The organism is Actinacidiphila rubida (assembly GCF_900110255.1).
GTDB classification, from domain to species: domain Bacteria; phylum Actinomycetota; class Actinomycetes; order Streptomycetales; family Streptomycetaceae; genus Actinacidiphila; species Actinacidiphila rubida.
In genome coordinates, this window is record NZ_FODD01000005.1 from 285,972 (window position 1) to 306,825 (window position 20,854).

Annotated in this window: 20 protein-coding genes; 12 read left to right on the forward strand and 8 right to left on the reverse strand. The window is 74.6% G+C overall.

The features are described from left to right. Window positions 1–89 precede the first annotated feature (89 nt). Window positions 90–587 (reverse strand): DUF4396 domain-containing protein, encoded by a 498-nt coding sequence (locus BMW99_RS07280; protein WP_069464938.1) that lies wholly within the window; start codon window positions 585–587, stop codon window positions 90–92. Window positions 588–793: 206 nt separating this feature from the next. On the opposite strand from BMW99_RS07280, the gene BMW99_RS07285 reads away from it, so the two are divergent. The 3 genes from BMW99_RS07285 (at window position 794) to BMW99_RS07295 (ending at window position 3,486) form a co-directional block, all read left to right on the forward strand. Beyond that, a complete protein-coding gene (locus BMW99_RS07285) occupies window positions 794–1,573 on the forward strand; it encodes a ferritin-like domain-containing protein (RefSeq protein ID WP_075016448.1) in 780 nt (259 codons plus the stop codon). Window positions 1,574–1,697: 124 nt separating this feature from the next. Continuing rightward, complete coding sequence (locus BMW99_RS07290) at window positions 1,698–2,069, forward strand: VOC family protein (RefSeq protein WP_075016466.1); 372 nt, start codon at window positions 1,698–1,700, stop codon at window positions 2,067–2,069. A gap of 154 nt (window positions 2,070–2,223) precedes the next feature. Continuing rightward, window positions 2,224–3,486, forward strand: a complete 1,263-nt coding sequence (locus BMW99_RS07295) for a PP2C family protein-serine/threonine phosphatase (protein WP_079175969.1) — start codon at window positions 2,224–2,226, stop codon at window positions 3,484–3,486. Window positions 3,487–3,499: 13 nt separating this feature from the next. Here BMW99_RS07295 and BMW99_RS07300 read toward each other — a convergent pair whose 3' ends face one another. Further along, entirely contained in the window at window positions 3,500–4,300 is an 801-nt protein-coding gene (locus BMW99_RS07300; RefSeq protein WP_069467106.1) for a GbsR/MarR family transcriptional regulator, read from the reverse strand. Window positions 4,301–4,549: 249 nt separating this feature from the next. Between BMW99_RS07300 and BMW99_RS07305 the strand changes: the two genes are divergently transcribed. Further along, window positions 4,550–5,221, forward strand: a complete 672-nt coding sequence (locus BMW99_RS07305; protein ID WP_069467107.1) for a DUF4097 family beta strand repeat-containing protein — start codon at window positions 4,550–4,552, stop codon at window positions 5,219–5,221. Window positions 5,222–5,430: 209 nt separating this feature from the next. Here the strand turns inward: BMW99_RS07305 and BMW99_RS07310 are convergent, their stop codons facing one another. Next, complete coding sequence (locus tag BMW99_RS07310; protein WP_069467108.1) at window positions 5,431–6,438, reverse strand: hypothetical protein; 1,008 nt, start codon at window positions 6,436–6,438, stop codon at window positions 5,431–5,433. After that, entirely contained in the window at window positions 6,435–7,079 is a 645-nt protein-coding gene (locus BMW99_RS07315; protein ID WP_069467109.1) for a SigE family RNA polymerase sigma factor, read from the reverse strand. Before BMW99_RS07315 ends, BMW99_RS07310 begins: the two co-directional genes overlap by 4 nt. Before the next feature lie 410 nt (window positions 7,080–7,489). Between BMW99_RS07315 and BMW99_RS07320 the strand changes: the two genes are divergently transcribed. Next, a complete protein-coding gene (locus BMW99_RS07320; RefSeq protein WP_069467112.1) occupies window positions 7,490–7,723 on the forward strand; it encodes a chaplin in 234 nt (77 codons plus the stop codon). Window positions 7,724–7,883: 160 nt separating this feature from the next. Here BMW99_RS07320 and BMW99_RS07325 read toward each other — a convergent pair whose 3' ends face one another. Then, complete coding sequence (locus BMW99_RS07325) at window positions 7,884–8,360, reverse strand: NUDIX domain-containing protein (RefSeq protein WP_069467110.1); 477 nt, start codon at window positions 8,358–8,360, stop codon at window positions 7,884–7,886. Window positions 8,361–8,486: 126 nt separating this feature from the next. On the opposite strand from BMW99_RS07325, the gene BMW99_RS07330 reads away from it, so the two are divergent. The 4 genes from BMW99_RS07330 (at window position 8,487) to BMW99_RS07345 (ending at window position 14,992) form a co-directional block, all read left to right on the forward strand. Further along, complete coding sequence (locus BMW99_RS07330; protein WP_069467111.1) at window positions 8,487–9,083, forward strand: TIGR03086 family metal-binding protein; 597 nt, start codon at window positions 8,487–8,489, stop codon at window positions 9,081–9,083. Window positions 9,084–9,351: 268 nt separating this feature from the next. Then, window positions 9,352–12,222 carry a helix-turn-helix transcriptional regulator gene (locus tag BMW99_RS07335; protein WP_075016449.1) on the forward strand — a complete coding sequence of 957 codons (2,871 nt, stop codon included), beginning with the start codon at window positions 9,352–9,354 and terminating at the stop codon, window positions 12,220–12,222. A 175-nt stretch (window positions 12,223–12,397) separates the two neighbouring features. Continuing rightward, the gene (locus BMW99_RS42635; protein ID WP_075016450.1) at window positions 12,398–14,638 is read left to right on the forward strand and encodes an ATP-binding protein; all 2,241 of its coding nucleotides are present in this window, start codon (window positions 12,398–12,400) and stop codon (window positions 14,636–14,638) included. 144 nt (window positions 14,639–14,782) lie between these two features. Next, window positions 14,783–14,992 carry a response regulator transcription factor gene (locus BMW99_RS07345; protein ID WP_069467343.1) on the forward strand — a complete coding sequence of 70 codons (210 nt, stop codon included), beginning with the start codon at window positions 14,783–14,785 and terminating at the stop codon, window positions 14,990–14,992. Between the two features lie 26 nt (window positions 14,993–15,018). Here the strand turns inward: BMW99_RS07345 and BMW99_RS07350 are convergent, their stop codons facing one another. Then, window positions 15,019–15,456 carry a hypothetical protein gene (locus tag BMW99_RS07350; protein WP_069467342.1) on the reverse strand — a complete coding sequence of 146 codons (438 nt, stop codon included), beginning with the start codon at window positions 15,454–15,456 and terminating at the stop codon, window positions 15,019–15,021. Window positions 15,457–15,616: 160 nt separating this feature from the next. On the opposite strand from BMW99_RS07350, the gene BMW99_RS07355 reads away from it, so the two are divergent. Beyond that, on the forward strand, window positions 15,617–16,192 hold the full coding sequence (locus BMW99_RS07355; protein WP_069467341.1) for a TetR/AcrR family transcriptional regulator: 576 nt from the start codon (window positions 15,617–15,619) through the stop codon (window positions 16,190–16,192). Window positions 16,193–16,219: 27 nt separating this feature from the next. Here BMW99_RS07355 and BMW99_RS07360 read toward each other — a convergent pair whose 3' ends face one another. Next, window positions 16,220–16,420 carry a hypothetical protein gene (locus BMW99_RS07360; RefSeq protein WP_069467340.1) on the reverse strand — a complete coding sequence of 67 codons (201 nt, stop codon included), beginning with the start codon at window positions 16,418–16,420 and terminating at the stop codon, window positions 16,220–16,222. 353 nt (window positions 16,421–16,773) lie between these two features. On the opposite strand from BMW99_RS07360, the gene BMW99_RS07365 reads away from it, so the two are divergent. Both BMW99_RS07365 and BMW99_RS07370 read left to right on the forward strand, forming a co-directional pair. Then, window positions 16,774–17,607 (forward strand): oxidoreductase, encoded by an 834-nt coding sequence (locus BMW99_RS07365; protein ID WP_069467339.1) that lies wholly within the window; start codon window positions 16,774–16,776, stop codon window positions 17,605–17,607. Between the two features lie 62 nt (window positions 17,608–17,669). Beyond that, window positions 17,670–18,527: an oxidoreductase gene (locus BMW99_RS07370; RefSeq protein WP_069467338.1), complete on the forward strand. Its 858-nt coding sequence runs from the start codon at window positions 17,670–17,672 to the stop codon at window positions 18,525–18,527. A 665-nt stretch (window positions 18,528–19,192) separates the two neighbouring features. Here BMW99_RS07370 and BMW99_RS07375 read toward each other — a convergent pair. Then, window positions 19,193–20,635, reverse strand: coding sequence for an aldehyde dehydrogenase (locus BMW99_RS07375; protein WP_069467257.1), 1,443 nt, complete (start codon window positions 20,633–20,635; stop codon window positions 19,193–19,195). Window positions 20,636–20,854: the final 219 nt, after the last annotated feature.

Sequence of the window (20,854 nt, forward strand, 5' to 3'; positions counted from 1 at the left end):
CCCGCAGACGGCAGCGCGCAGCGCGTGGTACCCCGGAGGCCGAACCCACCCACCGGCCGGTGGACGGCCGGGCAAGGCCGGGGGCCCCGTCAGTGGGAGTGTGCGACGCCGCGGCCGCGGGCCATCATCCAGCGGTTGACTGGGGTGGTGGCCAGGAACGCCAGCGCGAGCGACCCCGCCAGCGAGCTCCAGAAGAGCGCGTCGGCCAGCCCCGCGTCCATCGCTCCGGGGATGCCGACGATCACCGTGTTGTCGATCAGCTCCATCACCGCGATGGAGACGGTGTCCGCGGCCAGCGCGACCTTGAGGGCCTGCCGGGCCGACAGACCCGTCCGGAGGACACCCCGCATGGTCAGGGCGTAGCCGAACGCGAAGGCCAGCGCGATGGAGAGCGCGACGGTCGGGCCGTTGTGCAGCCCGGCCGCCGTGCCGATGACCAGGCCGAGCACCTCGCCGATCGCACAGCCGGTGAGGCAGTGCAGGGTGGCGTGCGCCGCCATGCGCCAGCTCGCACCGCCGTGCCGGCCGGCGCCGTGCCCCGCGTGAACGTGCCCGTGCGCGTCGTGCGTGTGTTCCGTGGTCTCCATGGCGCCCCTCCGCCTCGTCGACAAGCGCTCCGTACTCACGCGTCAACCCTATACCCCCGGGGGGTATTCCCGTTCCCCCGATCGGCGCAGTCGCCGCCACCCCCGGTTGCGACCATCCGGCGGTCGACCTTGACTCGTTGACGACCCGTTCCGTCTCGGCGGCGCCCCCGGCGGTGCTCTCGGCGGCAGATCTAAGGAGCCACGCGATGCTGTCTCCCCGCAGCCTGTTCACGGAGATCCTCGACGACGACGAGTCCTTCCGGCTCTTCTGCTCGATCGCCGCGAGCGGCGAGTCCCAGGGCGGCTGGGAGAACGGCAGGATCTCCGCTCTCGTGCCCGAGTCGCAGCGCGCGCTCGCGCCCAAGATCGCCCGCCACGGCGCGGACGAGGACAAGCACGGCCGGATCTTCACCGCGCTGATGCGCAAGCGCGGCGTGGAGGCGGTGCCGGTGCCGCCGGAGACGGACTACACGATGCTGCTGGAGCGCAACGGCATCGGCCTGGCCCACACCCGGCTGCGCCAGGAGACCCCGCTGACCGAGGCCGACATCGTCACGTACCTGTCGCACAGCAGGGTGACCGAGCAGCGCGCGTCGGAGCAGATGGCGCTGCTGCTCAAGCACTTCGGCGACCATCCGGAGATCGGCAAGGCGGTCCGGGCCATCGCGCGGGACGAGGACAACCATCTCGCCTACTGCCACGAGGAGTTGCTGCGGTTCGCGGCGCTCGGCCACGGACGCACCATCCAGCGGATCCTGCGCGAGTGCGCGATGAGCGAGATCCGGGTCTACCGCGACGTCAGCCTTGCGGTGATGGAGCACATGGGCCGCCTGCTGCGCTGGCCGGCGCCCAAGGCCGCGGCCCTGAAGGCCGGCATCCACGCCGTGTACCTCTACGAGCGGGCCTTCGGCTGGCGCCGCATGGTGTCGCTGTCGATGCCCGAGCGCCGCGACGCCCTCGGCGGCCCCGCCGTCGCCATGGCCTAGCCACGGCCCCCCGCGCCGCCGCCCGGTCCCGCCGCCGCCCGGTCCCGCCGCCGCCCGCCCGCCCGGACGGCCGGGCGTGCCGATCACCTGACCCGTGCGCCTGCCGCGGTGCACACTGGCGGCCATGCCCGTCTCCCTGCACCACATCGTCGTCGACGCCCGTGATCTGCCCGCCCAGGCCCGCTTCTGGGCCGAGGCGCTGGGGTGGCGCATCCTGTCCGAGCGGGAGCGGGAAGTGGTCATCGGGCCCGACGCGACCGCGCCCGTCGGCATCTGCTTCATGCCGGTGACGGACCGCAAGGTCGTCAAGAACCGCCTGCACCTCGACCTGACGTCGGGCGCGGACGACCGGGAGGCCGAGATCGCGCGCCTGCTCGCGCTCGGCGCCCGACGGGTGGACGTCGGGCAGACCGGCGACGAGTCGTGGACCGTGCTCGCCGATCCGGAGGGCAACGAGTTCTGCGTGGTCCGCCCGAAGACGACCCTCGTGAGCTGAGCCGCGCGCCCCGCCCCCGCCACCTGCAGCCCCCGCGCCCGTCACCTGCCGTCCGCCGATCGTCGCCGCCGTCCCCGGCTGACTGGCGGTTCGTCCGGTCCGGTGCGTCGATGGACGGAGGGGGTCGGTGCGAGCCCGGCTGGAGGTGAGGCCCGTGCACCGTCGCGGCGAGGAGTCCCCGCGGCAGGCGGACGACCGCGACGGCGTGCCCGCGCCCTTCGCCGTGGTGGAGGAGGCCGTCGAGTCGATCGGCACCACGCTCAACGAGCGGACCACCTGCGCCGAGCTGGCCCGCTTCCTGTGCCGTGAGATCTGCGAGGCGGCGGCCGTGGACCTGCTGACCGAGGACGTCCCCACGTCCCGGCCCGCCGCCGGGACGGCACCGCTGGTGCGGGCGGCCGCCGCGGGCCGCGCCTCGCTGCTGGAGCCCTGGACGCCGCCGTTCGCCGAGGACCGGCCGTTGAGCGTGCGGGCCCTCGACGAGGGGCATCCGATCACCGCGTCCGTCGACCTGTCCGGCGGGGAGCATCGCAGCGCGACGTCGGTGCCGCTGATCGCGCACGGCCGGCTGTACGGGGCGGTGCTCGCGGTCCGCGCCGGGAAGCCGTTCGACGCGCCGGAGACGGCGACGCTGCACTACGCGACACGCCTGGCCGCGGTGCACATCGGCCACGACCGGCGGCACACCGCGGTGCAGAGCACCGCGCTGAACCTGCAGCGTGCGCTGCTGGCCGAGCCGGGCCGGCCGCACCCCAACCTGGACGTCGCCACCCGCTACCTGCCGTCCGGCGGCGGCGCGCTGGTCGGCGGCGACTGGTTCGAGACGGTCCGGCTGCACTTCGGCCGGACCCTGCTGGTGATGGGCGACGTCATGGGCCACGGTCTGGACGCCGCGGTGGACATGAACGCGTACCGGTCGATGCTGCGCTACGTCGCGTCCACCGACCTGCCCCCGCACCGGGTGCTGCGGCAGCTCGACGTCGCGGTGGCCGAGGACGGCTCGCGGCGCCCGGCGACCTGCCTGCTGGTCAGGGTCGATCCGGCCCGGGACACCGTCGCGCTGGTCAGCGCCGGGCACCTGCCGCCGGTGGTGTTCGGCGCGGACGGCACCGGCACGCTGGTCGACGTGCCGGTGGGACCGCCGCTGGGCACGGGTATCGGCGGCTACGAGCAGCTGACCCGCGCTCTGGACCCCGACGAGACGCTGCTGATGTACACCGACGGGCTGGTGGAGCGGCGCCACGAGGACATCGACGTCTCGCTGGCCCGGCTGGCCGGGCTCGCGCTGCCGCCGGGCGCCACGATCCAGCAGGTCCTCGACGAGGTGCTGCACCGCCTGGACGCCTACCGGGCTGAGGACGACGTGGCCGTCCTGGCCGCGCGGATCCACCGCCGCCGTCCGGCCGGGACGTCCTGACCCGGCGCCGCCCTCAGGCCTCCGAGTCCAGGCGTGCCCCGGCCTGTTCGGTACCGGCCTGTTCCGTGCGGTCCTGGGCGGCCGGCGTCTCGGCCGGTGTCCCGGGCTTGGTGTAGAGGACCTCGCGGGCCTGCTCGGCGGCGCGCGTGATGCTCTCGGTGACGAAGTCGAGGAAACGGGAGACGTTCTCCAGGCGGGTGGACGCCGGGGTGCCGGGGCCCAGGACGCCGGCGCCCTCCCGGGCGACCTCGACGATCCGGGCGGTGGCCTTGGCGCTGGCCATCATCGACTGGTACCAGACGTCGTCGTCGACGACGTAGCGCTCGCGGCGCCGCTCGTCGCGCTCCCGGCGGACCAGGCCCTGACTCTCCAGGAACGCGATCGACTTGGAGATCGTCGCCGGGCTGACCTGGAGGCGCTGGACGAGTTCGGCGGCGGTGAGGCTGCCGGAGTCCGTCGTGTACAGGGCGACCATCACGCGGGACAGCATCGTGGTCATGCCCGACTGCGCGAGGACCTCGGTGAACACCTCCTCGAACGCGTGGACCGCCCCGGCGTCCCGCCCGTACGGCAGCGGCGCCGCCGCCGCGTCCCGCGGGCCGGGACTCCGCGTGCTGCGGTGCGCGCGGCGTTCGGTGGCGCGGTGGGCGGCGTCCGCGCGGTACGCGGTGGGTCCGCCGTTGCGCATGACCTCGCGCGTCACGGTGGACGTCGGCCGGTCGAGCCGCCGGGCGATCTCCGCGTAGGGGAGGTCGTCGGCCAGACCCAGCGCGATCTGCCGGCGTTCCTGCTGGGTGAGCCTGCCTCCCGGCATCGCGGCCTCCTTCGTGGTCCTCGGATCGCGCCCAGCATAGCGTTCGCGGTCAATCCATTGCAACGTTCAACGCCCCGCATGTTGCGTTCTCTGTCAGGTTCGTTGCAACGAAATCCCTGCTTCTACCTGCGATTATTGCCGTCCGATGCAACGAATCAGTTGCCGGAATCATGAATGCAACGTAGCGTTTCTGTTGTCGGAAACACCCGGCAGCACTGGATCACCCGATGCAGACCAAGGAGCGCAACCATGCAGAAGTTCGCCACCCCCGCCGCGATCTCGGCCGTCCTGGACATCCCCGCCGGGCGCATCCGGTTCATCGCCGCCGACCGCGCCGACACCACCGTCGAGGTCCTGCCCGCCAACCCCGCCAAGGGCCGCGACGTGAAGGCCGCCGAGCAGATCGAGGTCGCGTTCGCCGACGGCGTGCTGCGGGTCGCGGCCGCGGGGCCCAAGCGCCGGATCCTGGGCGACTCCGGCTCGGTCGAGGTGACCGTCCAGCTGCCCGCCGGCTCCCGCGTCCGGGCCACCACGGCCGACGCCGAACTGCGGGGCGTCGGACGGCTGGGCGACGTCGAGTTCGAGAGCGCGCGGGCCACCGTCAAGCTGGACGAGACCGCCGGTGCCCGCGTCGCCCTGAAGGACGGCGGCGTCTCCGTCGGCCGGCTGGGCGGGGACGCGGAGATCAGCACGATGCGGGGCGACATCGAGATCGCCGAGGCCGTGTCCGGGGCGGTCGCCCTGACCACCCAGAAGGGCGCGATCGCGGTGGGCGCCGCCCGCGGCGTCTCGGCCTCCCTGGACGCCGGCACCGCCTACGGCCGGATCACCAACACCCTGCGGAACGCCGACGGCGCGGCCGCCGGTCTGGCCATCCGGGCGACCACCGCCTACGGCGACATCACCGCCCGGAGCCTGTGACGGCCGGCGGAACGCCGTGACCGCACGGAACGCCGCGGGACCACGCACGACGGCACGGAACCACGCGCGGCCGCCGCCCCGCACCGCGCGACCGCCGACGGGCGGCGCACACCGGCAACTGCCCGGTGCGCGCCGCCCGTTCGGCTTTCCGGAGAGCGGCGCGGGGCGCGGGGCGGCGGCCGCGCGGAGAGCCGCGGGGAGCGTGGCGGTCAGGGCAGGGAGGCCAGTACGAGGCCCTTCGCGTCGTACACGGTGACCTTCACGTCGGCCAGCGGTGACCGCCCGGCCGCCGAGCCCGGCCCGCCGCCGTCCGGCGAGGGTCCCGTGCCGTAGCCGGTCGCGTAGCCGGGACGGCCCGGCAGGGTCACGACCTTCAGCACGACGGTGGTGCCGCCGGCGGTGACCGTCATCGACGCGGCCGTCCCGCTGCCGATGTACAGCGGCGTGTACACGGTGACGCCCGCGCTCCCCGCCGACTGCAGGCTGACGGAGTTCGCGGCCTGGTTGCCGTCCGCGACGCTCTTGCACTCCCACGGGCCGTGCCCGAACGACAGGCAGCGGCGCGTCGCGTCCAGCCGCAGCCGGGTGTCCGTGTCCAGTTCGACGACCTCCCCGGGCCGCACCACCTCCGCCGACGGCTGGATCGTCACCTTCACCGACGAGTGCGGAGGCGTGGGCCTCGCGGTGGTGGCCGGCGCGGTGGGGGCCGCCGCGGGCGCGACCGGGGACGCGGCCGTCCGGTTCCGCGCGACCACGACGCCGCCTCCGGCCACCGCGACCGCGGCGACCACGCACACCGCGAACGCCAGCCGCCGCGCCCTGCGCCTGCGGCGGGCCCGCTCCAGCACCGCGCGGACCGGCCAGGCCGACGGCCGGATGCCGGTCGCCGCGTCCAGGAGGGCGGCACGCAGCAGGTCCTCGGCCGCGGCGGAGCCGGACGACGCGGGGGCGACCGCGTCGGCGGGTGCGCCGGGCTCGGGCCGATGGGGCTCGGGCCGGCCGTCGACCGTCCGGCTGTGCCCGCCGTGCCCGTCGTGCCCGTCGTGCCTGTCGTGCCTGTCGTGCCTGTCGTGCCCGCCGTGCCCGTCGTCTCCGTCGTGGGTGGCGTGCCCGCCGTGTCCGTCCCGTTCCCGGGGGTGCTCCGGGCGCGAGGGCAGCTCCTGGTGCCGTTCGGGCCCGGCCTCGTCGGCCTGGCCGTGCTCCTGACGCGTGCTCACCGCGTGCCCTCCTCTCCCGTGTCCGTCGCCGATTCCGCAGGTGTGCGTGGTGCGGGGACGGCCGGTGCCGTCCCCGCCGTGCCCGCGGCACCCTCCGTGCCGCCCGGTGTCGCGAGCGCCGGGTGCGCGCGGAGCCTGCGCAGACCGCGGGCGGCCTGGCCCGCGGCGGTGGCGACCGGGCAGCCCAGGACGTCCGCGACCTGCTGGTCGCTCAGGTCCGCCCAGTAGCGCAGCACCACCACCACCCGCTGCCGCGCGGGCAGTTGGGCGAGCGCGCCCAGCAGCTCGGCCTGGTCCCCGTCCCGTGCGGTCCGCCGCGGGCCGAGCAGGCGTGCGACGCGGCGCCTGCGCTGCCGGGCGAGGGCGTCGTTGACAAGGGCGCGGTGCAGGTAGGCGTCGGGTTCGTCGAGCCGGCCGATCCGCGGCCAGCGCAGGTACGCCTTGGCCAGCGCCGCCTGGGCCAGGTCCTCGGCCTCGCGGTGATCGCCCGTCAGCAGGTAGGCCGTGCAGACCAGCCGCGACCAGCGCGCGGCGGCGTACGCGGCGAAGTCGGGCGCGCCCTCGGACGGCGGTGCCTGCGGTCCCGGGAGGTCGCCGTGCCGCGCCGGCGCCGCGAGTGACCCGCCGTCAGTGCCGGTCACCGGCCCCGCCCCGCGCGTCGTCGCGTGCTCCCTCGGCGGTCGGCGGCGTGGCCACCGGCGGCATCGGCATGGATCAGGCTCCTCGTGTGTCCGGGTGTCCAGTGTCCGGGTCGCCCGCGGCCGCACCACGCCGGGGGTGCCTCCGGACCGCGGGGTGCGCCGCGCGCCCCGTCCCCGTATCACTCCCTGAGGGGTCTCCCGGGTTCCACGGTTGCCCCGGGCACACCTGTCCCACTGGCCCGGACGGCGGACGCGGGGGCGCGGGCGCGGGCATGATCGCGCGGCCCGGGATGTGGAGCGGATACGGTGGGTGTTCAGGTACGAACACTGAGTGAGGGGTGTCGTGTGCTGCCGCGAGACGGGTGCGCCACCCCTCTTTCCCCTGTATGACCGAAGGAGAAGTCGTGAAGCTGATGCACAAGAGCGTCGCGCTGGCCGTGCTGGCCGGCGGAATCATCCTCGTGTCGGGTGGCGTCGCCACCGCGGACTCGGGGGCGAACGGTGCCGCGGTCGGGTCGCCGGGCGTGCTCTCCGGTGACGTCATCGAGGTTCCGATCAACATCCCGGTCAACCTCTGCGGCGACTCGGTGGACGTGATCGGCCTGCTCAACCCGGCCCTCGGCGACACCTGCGTCAACGACTGAGCTGCCGGACGCGCAGGCGGCCGAGCACTTCAGCAGCCTAGTGACCTGAGCACCTGCCTCCGGGCAGGGCGGCGTACGGCCGGGGCGTCCTACGGCGGGCGGTCCGGCCGGCGTGGGTGCGGGTGCGGTGGCTCTCGGCCGGAGGCCGGCGGGCGCGGGGTCAGGCCGGTGGGAGCCCGAGGCGTTCGGCGAGGCGGTCCAGGAACGCGCGCTGGCCCTTCACGATCTTCCCGGCGGCCTCTTCCGCGCCGAACCAGGCGACCCGGTCCAGCTCGGGGAACTCCCGCAGGGTCCCCGAACCCCGCGGCCACTCCATGGTGAACGTGCCGGGCACGACGGCCTCGGGGTCGAGGTCGCCCTCCAGCGCCCACGCGGTGACGACCTTGCCGCCGGACTGCCGCACCTCGCCGAGCGGCAGCGGCTCCCCGTCCGGCACCGGCAGCCCCAGCTCCTCGCGGAACTCCCGCCGGGCCGCGGCCTCCGGGCCCTCCTCCGGCGCGTACTCGCCCTTGACCACGCTCCACGCCCCGGCGTCCTTGCGGGCCCAGAACGGCCCGCCCATGTGCCCGAGGAGTACCTGGACCCCGCCGTCGGCACGGCGGAACAGCAGGATGCCCGCGCTCTGCTTGGCTGCCACGCCCCCAGTCTGCCCGCCCGCACCGATGAGTTTCCGGCGCCGCCCCGGTCCGAGGGGGGACGTGTGCGGCCGCGGCCGCCGGAAGTCCGGGCCGCGCGAAGCCCGGCACAGGGAAGGGAACCGCCGATGGCCACCGACACCCCCATGCCCGACCTCGGGCCGGTCGCCCGCGGCATCGTGCTCCTCGCCGGGAACGTCGGCGACGACCGGCTCACCGCGCCGACGCCGTGCCCGGAGTACCGGGTGCGCAACCTGCTGGGACACCTGCTCGGCCTCAGCACCGCGTTCCGGGACGCGGCGCGCAAGGACCTGGGCCCGACCACCGGCACCGACCCGGGCACGTTCCTGCCGGACGTCGACGACGACGGCGCGTGGCGGGTCCGGCTGCCCGAGCGGCTGGGCGAACTGGCCGACGCCTGGCGGGACCCGGCGGCCTGGGAGGGCATGACCCAGGCCGGCGGCTTCACCTTCCCCGCCGTCGAGGCCGGGCGCGTGGCGCTCAACGAGCTCACCATCCACGGCTGGGACCTGGCCCGCGCCACCGGCCAGCCCTACGCCCCGGACCCGGCGGCCCTCGCATCGTCCCTGGCGGTGCTCGCCCCCTCCGCGCACAACCGCCCGGCGGGCTCGCCCTTCGGCGCGGCCGTGGACGTCCCGGCGGACTCCCCGCTCCTCGTCCGGGTCATCGCGCTCAGCGGACGCGACCCGGAGTGGAGCCCGTGACGCGGCGTCCCCGGCACCAACCGTGACGCCCGTCCCCGGCGTCCCCGGCACCGTGGTGATGCGGCGTCCCCGGAGCCATCCGCCCTGGTGGGAACGGCGGCTCACCCAGAGTTTGCTTGACTTCCGCGCCTCCGTCGGAGTCTGATGATCCGATCTGGGTCGGCGCGGGGAGCCGGCGGACTCACCGGCCGTCTCCCCGGCCACCGGCGGCTCCTCCACGCGGGGACGCCGGCGTGAAGGGAGCGGGGACGTGCAGCCAGCCGCGGCGATGGTCGGTCGCGACCGCGAGCAGGCCCGGCTGGCGGCGTTCCTCGAAGCCGCCGAGGGACAGGCGCTCGTCCTGCGCGGCGAGGCGGGCGTCGGCAAGAGCGCGCTGGCCGACCACGTCGCGGACGCCGCCGCCCGCGACGGGCACCTGGTGCTCCGGGCCGCGGGCGTCGAGGCGGAGTCCGAACTGCCGTACGCGGGACTGCACCAGCTCCTGTACCCGCTGCTGCCGGAGGCGGCCGGGCTGGACGCCACCGCCCGCGCCGCGTTCGACGCCGTCTTCGGCCGGACCGAGGGCCCGCCGCCGTCGGTGATGACGCTCGGCATCGCGGTGCTCAGCCTCGTCTCGTCGGTCGCGTCCCGCACCCCGCTGCTGCTGGTCCTCGACGACGGCCAGTGGCTGGACGACGCCAGCGCCGCGGTCGTCGGGTTCGCCGGCCGCAGGCTGGCGGGCAGCCCGGTGAAACTGCTGGTGGCCGTGCGCGCGGACATCCCCTCGCCGTTCGACACCGCCGCGCTGCCCGACGTCCTGGTCGCGCCGCTCGCGGACGCGGACGCCGCGCGCCTGCTGGAGCGGCACAGTCCCGCGCTGCCCGCGGACGTCCGCGTGCTCGTGCTGGAACAGGCCGGCGGCAATCCGCTCGCGCTCCTCGAACTGCCCGCGCACATCGCCGCACGCCACGGCGGCCAGGCGCCCGCGGACCTGTTCGGCCCGCACGGGGTGCCGCTGCCGCGCCGCCTCCAGGACATGTACGGCACGCGCGTCGCGGCGCTCGGCGACGCCGTCCGCGCGGAGTTGCTCAAGGGAGCGCTGGACGGCGCGGGCGCGGGACCGGCGGGGGCCGGGCCCGCGGGGTCCGCTGCGGGGGGTTCCGGCGGTGCGGGGCCGGGTGCCGCGGAGCCGGGTGCCGCGGGTGCGGAGGCCGGTGTCGGGCCGGCGGGTGCCGCGGCTCCGGTGCCGCGGGCGACGGCCGTGCGGTACCGCATGCGGGACGCGGAGGAGGCGGTGGCATGCGGCCTGCTCGTCGTCGAGCCGGTCACCGGCGACTTCGCCTTCCGCCACCCCCTGGTGCGTTCCAGCGTCGTGCAGCTGGCCACACCCAACCAGCGCCGGGCCGCGCACCGCGCGCTGGCCGACGTGCACCGCGACGACGTCGAACGGCGCGCCACGCACCTCGCGGCGGCCACCGTCGACCCCGACGAGGACGTGGCCCGCGCGCTGGAGGAGGCGGCGCAGTCCGCGACCCGGCGCGGCGGCGCGCTGGCGGCGGTGGGCTGGCTGACCCGCGCCGCCGAGCTGAGCGAGGACCACGCCGGCCGGTCGCGGCGGCTCGGCGACGCGGCGTTCATCGCCGGGCACGCGGCGCGGCTCGGCCAGGCCCGCCGGCTCGTGCGGACCGACTCCTCCGGCGCCGACGACACCGCGGCGTCGGCGCTGGCCACCGGATACCAGGCGCTCTACCAGGACGGCGACGTGCGCTCGGCCCACCGCCAGGTCGCGGCCGTGGTGGAGCGGCTGCGCGACGACGCGCCGGACGGCGGCGACCCGATGCACGACCGGCTGCTGCCGCTCCTGCTCGCGGTCAGCCAGTACGCCGCGGACCCGGCGCTGTGGCAGCGCACCCACGCCCTCCTGGACTCCCTCGGGGACCTCGTCCCCGAGCGGGCGCGGCTGTACGCCGGCACCTGGAGCGATGTGGTCCGGCACGGCGCCGGCTGGGCGGGACCGGTGGAGCGGCTCGCGGCGGGCCTCCAGGACCAGCCGCCGTGGGACATCGCGCGGCTGGCCGTGTCCGCGTACCACCTGGACGTCCTCGGCCCACTGCGCCCCCACCTCCAGCGCGTGGTGGAGCGGGAGTTGGAGACCGGCGCGATCGCCAGCGGCATGGTGATGCTGCACCTGATCATGCTGGACGGGATGGCGCTGGGGGAGTGGGACGCGGCCGAGCGGACCGGGCAGCGCGCGCTGTCCCTGGAGACCGAGCACGGCCACGAGCTGTTCGCCCACCAGTCGCGCGGCTACCTCGCGCAGCTCGCGGCGATGCGCGGGCAGACGGCGCGGGCCCGCGAGCTGCAGGCGGTGGTCGACGCGTGGGCGCGCCCGCGCGGCATCGGGTTCCTCAGCCAGATCGCCGACTCCGCGGGCGCGACGGCCGCGCTCAGCGAAGGCGACTACGAGACGGCCTACCTGCACGCCCTCGGCATCACGTCCCCGGGCACGTTCCGCCCCTACGCCTACCAGGCGTCGCGGACCCTGCTCGACCTCGTCGAGGCCGCGCTGCACACCGGCCGCGCGGAACAGGCCCGCGCCCACGCGGTCGCCGCGCGCGACGCGGGGCTGCCCGAGCTGTCGCCGCGCCTGGCCGTGCTCACCTACGGCGCGCTCGCGCTGACCGCCGAGGACGAGGCGGAGGCCGCCGGGATGTACGCGCGGGCCGCGGACCACCCGGCCGCCGCGCGCTTCCCGTTCGAGATGGCCCGGATCGGCCTGATGCACGGCACCCGGGTGCGGCGCGCGCAGGGCGGCACGGCGGCCCGTCTGCTGCTGGCGCCCGCCGTCGAGGTGCTGGAACGGCTCGGCGCGACCGGCTGGGCCGAGCGGGCCCGCGCGGAGCTGCGGGCCACGGGGGTCGCCACCCGCGGCTCCGCCGGTGGCCTCACCCCGCTCACCCACCAGGAGCGGCGGATCGCCGAACTGGCCGCGGGCGGCCTGACGAACAAGGAGATCGGCCGCCAGATGCGGCTGTCGCCGCGCACGGTCAGCGCGCACCTCTACCGGATCTTCCCGAAGCTCGGCATCACCTCCCGCGCCGCCCTCCGCGACGCCCTCACCGCCACCCCCGAGGCCACCGCCACCCCCACCCCGCGCTGACCCCCGCCGCCGCGGTCGCGTGCCCGCCGGGGCGCGGGGCGCGGGGGCCGGGGCGGTGCCGGGGGCTGGGTCGGGGAGGAGGCGCGGGGTTGCTTTAATGGGCATTCCAGAACCGAGACGTTCCCGGTGGCCTGCGCACGCCAGGCCGCTGCCGGGCGGGGCCCGGGAGGTGGGGATGGACAGGACCGGGTTCGGCACGCTGCTGCGGGAGGCGCGGCAGCGGGCGGTGCTGACGCTGGAGAGCCTGTCCGAGGCGTCCGGGGTGAGCGTGCGGGCCATCAGCGACATGGAGCGGGGGCAGAGCCTGCCGCGGCAGGCGACGCTGAGCGAGCTGATGGACGCCCTGCGGCTGGACGAGGGCGAGCGGCGGCGCTTCGTCGAGGCGTCCAGGCGCCGCACCGCGCAGGTGCCCCGCCAGCTCCCGCCCGACCTCGCGGCGTTCCGCGGCCGCGCGGCCGCCCTCGCGGCGGTGCGGCGCCTGTCCGCGCAGGTCGACGCGCGGACCGCGCGCGTGGTCGTGTCGGCGATCGGCGGCATGGCGGGCGTCGGCAAGACGGCGCTGGCGGTGCACTGGGCGCACCAGGTGGCGGACCGCTTCCCCGACGGCCAGCTGTACGTGAACCTGCGCGGCTTCGAGGACGTCCGGCCCCTCGATCCCGGTGACGCCCTCGCCGCGTTCCTCGGCTCGCTCGGCGTGCCCAGCCGCGACATCCCGCGCGGCACCGACGAGCGCAGCACGATGTTCCGGGAGCAGACGGCGGGCCGGCAGCTCGTAGTCCTGCTCGACAACGCGCGCGACGAGGAGCAGGTCAGGCCGCTGCTGCCGGGGTCCGCCGGATGCCTGACGATCGTCACCTCCCGCAACCGGCTGTCCGGTCTGGCGGTGACCGACGACGCCGGCCTGGTGAGCCTCGACGTGTGGACGCGCGAGGAGGCGCTGGCGGCGCTGGCGGGCCGGATCGGCGAGGGGCGGTGCCGGGCCGAACCGGAGGCGGCGGCCGAGCTGGTGGAGCTGTGCGGGCTGCTGCCGCTGGCGGTCGCCATCACCGGCGCGCATCTGAGCGCGTCGCCGCGGCTGCCGCTGCAGGTGGCGGTGCGCGAACTGCGCGAGGCGGGGCCGCGGCTGGACGCCCTGTCCGCCGGTGACCCGCGGGCCGACGTGCGGGCCGCGTTCTCCTGGTCGTACCGGACCCTGGCCCCGGCGGCGGCCCGCTTCTTCCGGCACCTCGCACTGCACCCCGGCCCGTCCGTCTCGGCGGACGCCGCCGCCTCCCTCGCGGCCGTGGACCCGGTGGCGGCCCGGCCGCTGCTGCGGGAGCTGACCGCCGCGCACCTGCTGTCCCGCGACGCGCACGGCCGCTACGTGCTGCACGACCTGCTGCGCGCGTACGGCGCCGAACTGGTCGCGGAGGAGGGCGACGACGTGCTCGCCGCCCGGACCCGGCTGATGGAGTACCTGCGGTACAACGCGCACGCGGCCAACCTCTTCACGGGCCCCCCGCTGCGGGAGGAGGTGCCCCCCGCGGCGCCCGGAGTGGTGTCGGTCGCCTTCGGCGACCGCGAGGCGGCGATGGACTGGTTCGGCCAGGAGGAGCCGGCCGTCGCGGCGGCACTGCGCTCCCTGGACGACCCGCGGTTGCTCGGCTACGGAGTGACGCTGACCGCGGACTGGGTCACGTACTACTCCGTCACGGGCCAGTGGACGGAGGAGATCGCTGCCAAGCGCCTCGGTCTCGACGCGGCAGTGCGCCTCGACGACGCCGAGGCGATCGCGCGGAACTCCGCCGATCTGGCCCGCGCGCTGGCCGAGACCGGCCGGCTCGACGAGGCCGAACGGCAGGTCGAGGTGCTGCTCGGCCAGATGCACCGGCTCGACCTGCCGCAGCGGGCGGCCGCCGAACGCAGCATCGGCTGGGTGCGCGGCCGGCAGAAGCGCCACGACCGGGCGCTGCACCACGCCCGCCGGGCCCTGGAGCTGTACCGCGAGGCGGGCGACGAGGCGTCCGCGGCCCGCGAACTCAACGCGGTGGCCTGGTACCTCACGCTGCTCGGCCGGCACGAGGAGGCGGTCGCCATGGGCGAGGAGGCGGTCCCGCTGCTGCGGCGGCACGGCAACCTCCGCATCGAGGCGGCCGCGCGGGACACCCTGGGACACGCCCGCCAGTACCTCGGCGACCTGGACGGCGCGATCGCGGACTACGAGGAGTCGCTGCGGCTGTACGGCGAGGCCGCCGACGGCTACAACCAGGCCGAGGTCCTCGACCACCTGGCGAGCGCCGAACTGGAGCGCGGCGACCGGGACCGGGCGCGGGGGCACTGGCTGCGGGCGGCGGATCTCCTCACGGCGATCAGCAGTCCGCGTGCCGCCCGGATGCTGGACAGCGCGGCGGCGCTCGACGCCCCGCCGTGCCCATGACCCCCGCTGACCTGGGCTGACGCACCTGCAGGACGAAGCTGCATGCGAACTGCCTGGTTCCGCGCGCGCTGCTCAGGTGGGATGGGCGAAGGCCAGAGAACGCTTCCTCGGGGTGAGGCGTTCGCCGCTGAACAGGGGGCTTCCATGCTCACGACCCGGGAACTGCGTATCGCCGAACTCGCCGGCCGCGGGCTGTCCAACCACGAGATCGGGGACCGGCTCGGCCTGTCCACCGGCACCGTGGGGGCCAGTCTGTACCGGATCTTCCCACGCCTCGGCGTGACGGTCCGGGCTCAGCTCGGCGACGCGCTGAAGCAACACCACGCACGTGTGCGACCCGGCTGCCGGGTGTGAACGGCGCCGCGGCGACACAGGTGCGCTCAGTCACACGTGCCGGCGGGCGGGGCGCCGTCGGCCGAGACGCCGGCGGCCGCGTACAGGTCCCGGATGCTCACGTCCGGGCCGCGTTCCAGGCGGTGGAACACCCAGTCGATCGGGTGGTACTCGCGGGCGCCGGGCAGCTCCACGACCAGCGGCACCGTCGTGGGCTGCGCGGCCACGGCGTACCGCCACGCGCCGCCGTAGCTGCGGGTCAGCATCTCGCCGACGTAGCAGCCGAAGCAGATCAGGGAGTCGGCCATGTCCTCGCCGGTCACACCTTCGGCCCGGAAGCCGTCGACGATCTCCTCGACCAGAGCGATGCTGTCGAGGCTGTAGTCCAGGTCCGCGCCGCTGACGTCGGCGGCTGTCGCGACGATGGCGGCGGCGTGCCTGGGCGCGCTCCCGGGCTCCAGCGGGGGGTTCAGGTGCACCTGCATGTTGGTCCTCAGGCCGTTGCCGTCAATGGGGTCGAGGCTAACCGTCCGCCACCGGGCAGAGCAGGGTCCTGACGATATCGATATGGAATCCGGTGAGTCGGTTCCCGCTCACCGGACGGTGGGCCGGTCCTCCCGCTCACCCCACCGAAAGGCTCCGGGTGTGGCACGCCCTCGCGCATTCGACACCGGCACGGCGGTCGAGCAGGCCATGCACGTGTTCTGGCGGCAGGGCTACCGGGCCACCCCCATACCCCGTCTGACCGAGGTGCTGGGGATCGGCAGCGGCAGCATCTACGCCGCGTTCGGGTCGAAGGACGGCCTCTACGCCCTCGCGCTGCAACGCTACGTCGACGGCCTCGTCACCGGCCTGGACCGTGATCTGGGACACGGTGCGGACCTGAGGGCGACGCTGCGGCGATCGCTGCTGGCGATGGCCGGGGCCGGCGTGGCCGACCCGGAGCTGGGCTGCCTGCTGGTCGGCGCGGCCATCGAGCGCCCGGGCCACCTGAGCACCGTCGAGCAGGTGCGGGCGGCCATGGCGGCGATGGAGTCGGTGCTGGTCCGGGCGCTGGAACGGGCCCGGACACGGGGCGAACTCGGCCGCGGGCACAGCCCGGTGGAGCTGGCCCGCTTCCTCGTCACCTTCATCCAGGGCGTGCACGTCATGGCGCAGGCTCGGGCGGACCAGGCGTTCCTGGAGTCCGCCGTCGCCGGGGCGCTGCGGGTGCTGGACTGACGCCACGCGCACCTCGCCGGACCCGGGCTACAGGCCCAGGTCGAGCGCCAGGCACGAGTAGTACTTGAACGAGCCCTCCGGGTCGTAGCCGCTCGCGGCGGTGGCCGGAGCGGCCTGGACCACCTGGCTCATGTCCTCGAGGCGGATCCGCTCGGGGAGGCTCCCGAACCGTGCGCGGCGAACCGCGGCGTCGGCGTCCTTCGCGTTCATGACGTTGATGGCGTTCATGGCCGTCCTCCACTTCATCCCGTTCGCGGCCTGCTGGCCGCGTGGACTGAGATCAGACTGCACCCTTGTGCGTCACCAGTCAAGGGGGTGACGCAATATCGGAGGGCCGCCCCGGTGACTTAGGCCGCCCGCCGCACCCCCTCGCACCCGGGCCCGGCAGTCAAACGACGGACGCCGCGTGGGCGAACCGTTCCAAGAATAGGAAACGTCCCGCTGACACGTGTTCCCGCCGGTTCCCGCCGGACGGGCCGCGTGTGCCCGGTGCGCGCCGTGAACGCGCGCTTCCGGGGTGCCGCACGCAGGAGTGCGGCACATGATCGGGAGAAACACATCAATTCGGACAGGGGTAGGACATGTCCCGTACATGGTTGATCACCGGTGCGTCCCGCGGACTGGGACGCGCCCTCGCCGAAGCGGTCCTGGAGTCCGGCGACCGGCTCGTCGCCACCGCCCGGCGGCCGGAGCAGCTCCAGGACCTGGTCGCCCGCCACGGCGACCGGGTGCGGGCGGTACCGCTGGACGTCACCGACACCGCCGCCGCGGTCGCCGCGGTGCAGAGCGCCGTCGACGCCTTCGGCCGGCTGGACGTCGTGGTGAACAACGCCGGCTACGCCAACAGCGCCCCGATCGAGGAGATGGCCGACGACGACTTCCGCGGCCAGTTCGAGGCGAACTTCTTCGGCCTCGTCAACGTCACCCGCGCCGCCCTGCCGGTCCTGCGCGCGCAGCGCTCGGGCACGTTCGTCCAGTTCTCCTCGCTCGGCGGCCGGGTGGGCGGCACTCCCGGCATGGGCGCCTACCAGAGCGCGAAGTTCGCCGTGGAGGGCTTCTCCGAGGTCCTGGCCGGCGAGGTCGCGCCCTTCGGGATCAGGGTCGTCATCGTCGAACCGGGCGCCTTCCGCACCGACTGGCAGGGCTCGTCCATGGAACTCCACCAGGTCGGCCCCGACTACGAGGAGACCGTCGGCGCCATGAACACCTACCGGCAGGACAACAACGGCACGCAGCCCGGCGACCCGGCGCGCGCCGCCAAGGTCGTCGTCGACGTCGTCGGCCACGACGACCCGCCGCGCCGCCTGCTGCTCGGCGCCCAGGCCGTGGACATGGCCCTGCAGGCCGGCGAGGCGCGCGCCGCCGAAACGCGCCAGTGGGCCGAGGCGAGCCGTGCGGCGGACTTCCCCGCGTAGGTCCCGGCCCTCCCTCCTTTCTTCCTTGCCTTCCTTTCCCTCCGTCTCAGAGGAGACCCTTCATGACTCGCAAGACCTGGCTCATCACCGGCGCGTCCAGCGGACTGGGGCAGGCCCTGGCCGCCCACGTCCTCAGCGAGGGCGACCAGGCGGTGGTCACGGCCAGCTCGACGCAGGCCACCACGGAACTGGCCGCGCGCCACCCGGAGACCGCGCTCGCCGTCAAGCTCGACGTCACCGATCCCGAGGACCGCGTGCGGGCGGTGCGCGCCGCGCAGGAGCGCTTCGGCGGCATCGACGTCCTCGTCAACAACGCGGCGATCGACTTCATCGGCGCGCTGGAGGAACAGGAGGAGGACGACTACCGGCGGCTCTTCGAGGTCAACTTCTTCGGGGCCGTCGCCCTCACCCGCGAGGTGCTGCCGGTCATGCGGGCCCGGCGCAGCGGCGTCATCGTCAACGTCTCCTCCATGGACGGCCTGGCGAGCCTGCCGGCCAACGGCTACTACTCGGCCAGCAAGTTCGCCCTGGAGGGCTTCACCGAGGCGCTCTGGCAGGAGATCGAGCCGCTGGGCCTCCACGCGACGATCATCCAGCCGGGCTCCTTCCGCACCGGCATCGAGAACCGGACGCGGGCGTCGGGCGAGGCGATCGCGGACTATGCGGCTACCGCCGGGGCGTTCCGGGCGATGATGGGGAGCCTCACCCCGGAGATGTTCCCGGGCGACCCGGAGCGGGCGGCCGCGGCGATCCGCGACGCGGTGCTGGCGGCGGAGCCGCCGCACTGGGTGGTGCTCGGCAGTGACGCGTACCGGCGGATCGGCGTGAAGCTCTCCGAGCTGGGGGCGGCGTACGCGTCCGGGCGGGACGTCGCTTTCAGCACGGACTTTCCGGGGGCGGCGGAGCACGCAGTGCTTTGAGCTTCGCTTTTTGGGGGGTTCGTACGGGGTGCCGCCGGGGCTTGATGGGTTCGGCATCCGGGGTGCCCCCGGGGCTTGTTCGGCCGTGTGCCGCGCCGTCGTGGCTTGTCGCGCAGTTCCTCGCGCCCCTGGTGTGCGTGCCCTTTGTCCGTGGGGTCGGGGGTGCTCCGGAAGCGTCTCCTCGGAAATGTGCATACGGGTTCGTCCGTATCCGTACCCGGGGGCCGCGCACATTTCTCTGCGGGGAGCACTTCCTCCCCACCCCCTCCCGCTGATCCACCGTGCGGCGGGGACATGGGGCACAGCCAATGTCCTCCCGCAGACGGGGACGGGCCGGAAGGGGACGATCCGGGTGTGTCCCCGCAGAGCTTTGCAAGGCCCCGGGTAAGTCCCGGGAAGAGTCGCCATGCAAAGGTCGAGGAGACACTCCCGGAGTGGCCCCTGACCCCACCCACGAACGTGCACCGCCAGGGGCGCGGGGAACTGCGCGACCAGCCACGACGGCGCGGCACACGGCCGACAAGCCCCGGGGGCACCCCGTAGGCCGAAGGGGCGCGGGGAACGGCGCGAACAACCACGACGAGACCCGCAGACGGCAGCGCGCAGCGCGCGGCACCCCGGAAGCCGCCACCGGATGCCGTCCACCGGCCGGTGGCACGCGGGGTTCAGACCGTGATGGTCTGGTACTCCGTGTAGGTGGCGAGTCCGGCTTCGCCGTACTCGCGGCCGATGCCGCTCGCCTTGAAGCCGCCGAAGGGGCCGTCGAAGGCGATGGGCGCGCCGTTGACGGTGACGGTGCCGGTGCGGATGCGGCGGGCGACGGCCAGCGCGTGGTCCTCGGAGGAGGACCAGACGCCGCCGGACAGGCCGTACTCGGAGTCGTTGGCGATGCGGACCGCGTCGTCCTCGTCGTCGTAGGCGATGACGACGAGGACGGGGCCGAAGATCTCCTCCTGGGCGATCCGCATGGCGGGGGTGACGTCGGCGAAGACGGTGGGGGTGACGTAGTTGCCGTTTTCCAGACCCTCGGGGACGTGCGGGCCGCCGGTGACGAGGCGGGCGCCCTCGTCGATGCCGAGCCGGATGTAGGTGCGGACGCGTTCCTGCTGGTCGGGGCGGATCATCGGGCCGATGAAGGTGTCGGGGTCGTTGGGGTCGCCGACCTTGAGGGACTCCACGAGTTCCTTGAGCGCGGCCACGACCTCCTCGTAGCGGTCGCGGGGGGCGAGGATGCGGGTCTGGGCGATGCAGGACTCGCCGTTGTTGAGCAGGGAGCCGAACTTCAGGCCCGCGACGGCCGTCGCGACGTCCGCGTCGGGGAGGATGACCGCGGCCGACTTGCCGCCGAGTTCCAGGCTGACGCGCTTGAGCTGCTGTCCGGCGATGGAGGCGATCGTACGGCCGGCGCGGGTGGAGCCGGTGAAGGCGATCTTGTCGACGTCGGGGTGCGAGATCAGGTACTCGCTGGTCTCCCGGTCGGCGGGCAGCACGCTGATCACGCCCTCGGGCAGCCCCACCTGCTCCAGCAGCTCGGCGAGGAAGCCCATGCTCAGCGAGTTCTCCGGGGACACCTTCAGGACCACGGAGTTGCCGGCGAGCAGTGCCGGGATGATCTTCGACGTGGCCGAGGAGAACGGCGAGTTCCAGGGGATGACCGCGGCGACGACGCCGACCGCCTCGCGGCGCACGACGCTGCGCACCGGGGAGGACGGGTCGGACGGCACGAGCGTCCGCTCCCAGGCGAACTCCTCCGCGGCCTTCAGGTAGGCGTTCGCCTGCCGGGTCAGGCCCGGCTGTCCGGCCCGGGTGAACCAGCCCGCGGAGCCGTTCTCCAGCGAGATCAGGTGGGCGGCCCGCTCCGCGTTCTGCTCGCGCAGCGCGTTGAACCGGCGCAGCACCGCGATGCGCTCGGCCGGCGGGGTCAGCCGCCACACGCCGGCCTCGAAGGAGGCCCGGGCGGCGGCCACCGCGCGGTCGACGTCCGCGGGCTGCGCCTGGGCGGCGCGGCCGATCACCGAGCGGTCGTGCGGCGAGACGATGTCGAGCCCCTCGGTGCTGCTCGGCGCCTGCCAGGAACCCCCGATGAAGAGCCGGTCGTAGGTGATCATGATCCTTCTCGCTTTCGGTCCGCTCGATTAACTGCCACTTCAATGTAGCACTTGTCGAAAGGATGGCTACATGAGAGTGGCGTCACATGGGGCGATCCACCGCAGGGTCGTTACTCTTGACGGATGAGAGCTGATGCGGCGCGGAATCTGGAAGCTGTTCTGACGACGGGTGCGCGGATGCTGGCGGTGGATGCGGGGGCGAGTATGGGGAGCATCGCG

Excerpts from the sequence above, each read along its gene's own strand:
- BMW99_RS07375 (WP_069467257.1), bottom strand. The coding sequence starts at position 20,635 with ATGATCACCTACGACCGGCTCTTCATCGGGGGTTCCTGGCAGGCGCCG.
- BMW99_RS07370 (WP_069467338.1), top strand. The coding sequence starts at position 17,670 with ATGACTCGCAAGACCTGGCTCATCACCGGCGCGTCCAGCGGACTGGGG.
- BMW99_RS07280 (WP_069464938.1), bottom strand. The coding sequence starts at position 587 with ATGGAGACCACGGAACACACGCACGACGCGCACGGGCACGTTCACGCG.
- BMW99_RS07365 (WP_069467339.1), top strand. The coding sequence starts at position 16,774 with ATGTCCCGTACATGGTTGATCACCGGTGCGTCCCGCGGACTGGGACGC.
- BMW99_RS07285 (WP_075016448.1), top strand. The coding sequence starts at position 794 with ATGCTGTCTCCCCGCAGCCTGTTCACGGAGATCCTCGACGACGACGAG.
- BMW99_RS07345 (WP_069467343.1), top strand. The coding sequence starts at position 14,783 with ATGCTCACGACCCGGGAACTGCGTATCGCCGAACTCGCCGGCCGCGGG.
- BMW99_RS07335 (WP_075016449.1), top strand. The coding sequence starts at position 9,352 with ATGGTCGGTCGCGACCGCGAGCAGGCCCGGCTGGCGGCGTTCCTCGAA.
- BMW99_RS07360 (WP_069467340.1), bottom strand. The coding sequence starts at position 16,420 with ATGAACGCCATCAACGTCATGAACGCGAAGGACGCCGACGCCGCGGTT.
- BMW99_RS07290 (WP_075016466.1), top strand. The coding sequence starts at position 1,698 with ATGCCCGTCTCCCTGCACCACATCGTCGTCGACGCCCGTGATCTGCCC.
- BMW99_RS42635 (WP_075016450.1), top strand. The coding sequence starts at position 12,398 with ATGGACAGGACCGGGTTCGGCACGCTGCTGCGGGAGGCGCGGCAGCGG.
- BMW99_RS07350 (WP_069467342.1), bottom strand. The coding sequence starts at position 15,456 with ATGCAGGTGCACCTGAACCCCCCGCTGGAGCCCGGGAGCGCGCCCAGG.
- BMW99_RS07300 (WP_069467106.1), bottom strand. The coding sequence starts at position 4,300 with ATGCCGGGAGGCAGGCTCACCCAGCAGGAACGCCGGCAGATCGCGCTG.
- BMW99_RS07330 (WP_069467111.1), top strand. The coding sequence starts at position 8,487 with ATGGCCACCGACACCCCCATGCCCGACCTCGGGCCGGTCGCCCGCGGC.
- BMW99_RS07305 (WP_069467107.1), top strand. The coding sequence starts at position 4,550 with ATGCAGAAGTTCGCCACCCCCGCCGCGATCTCGGCCGTCCTGGACATC.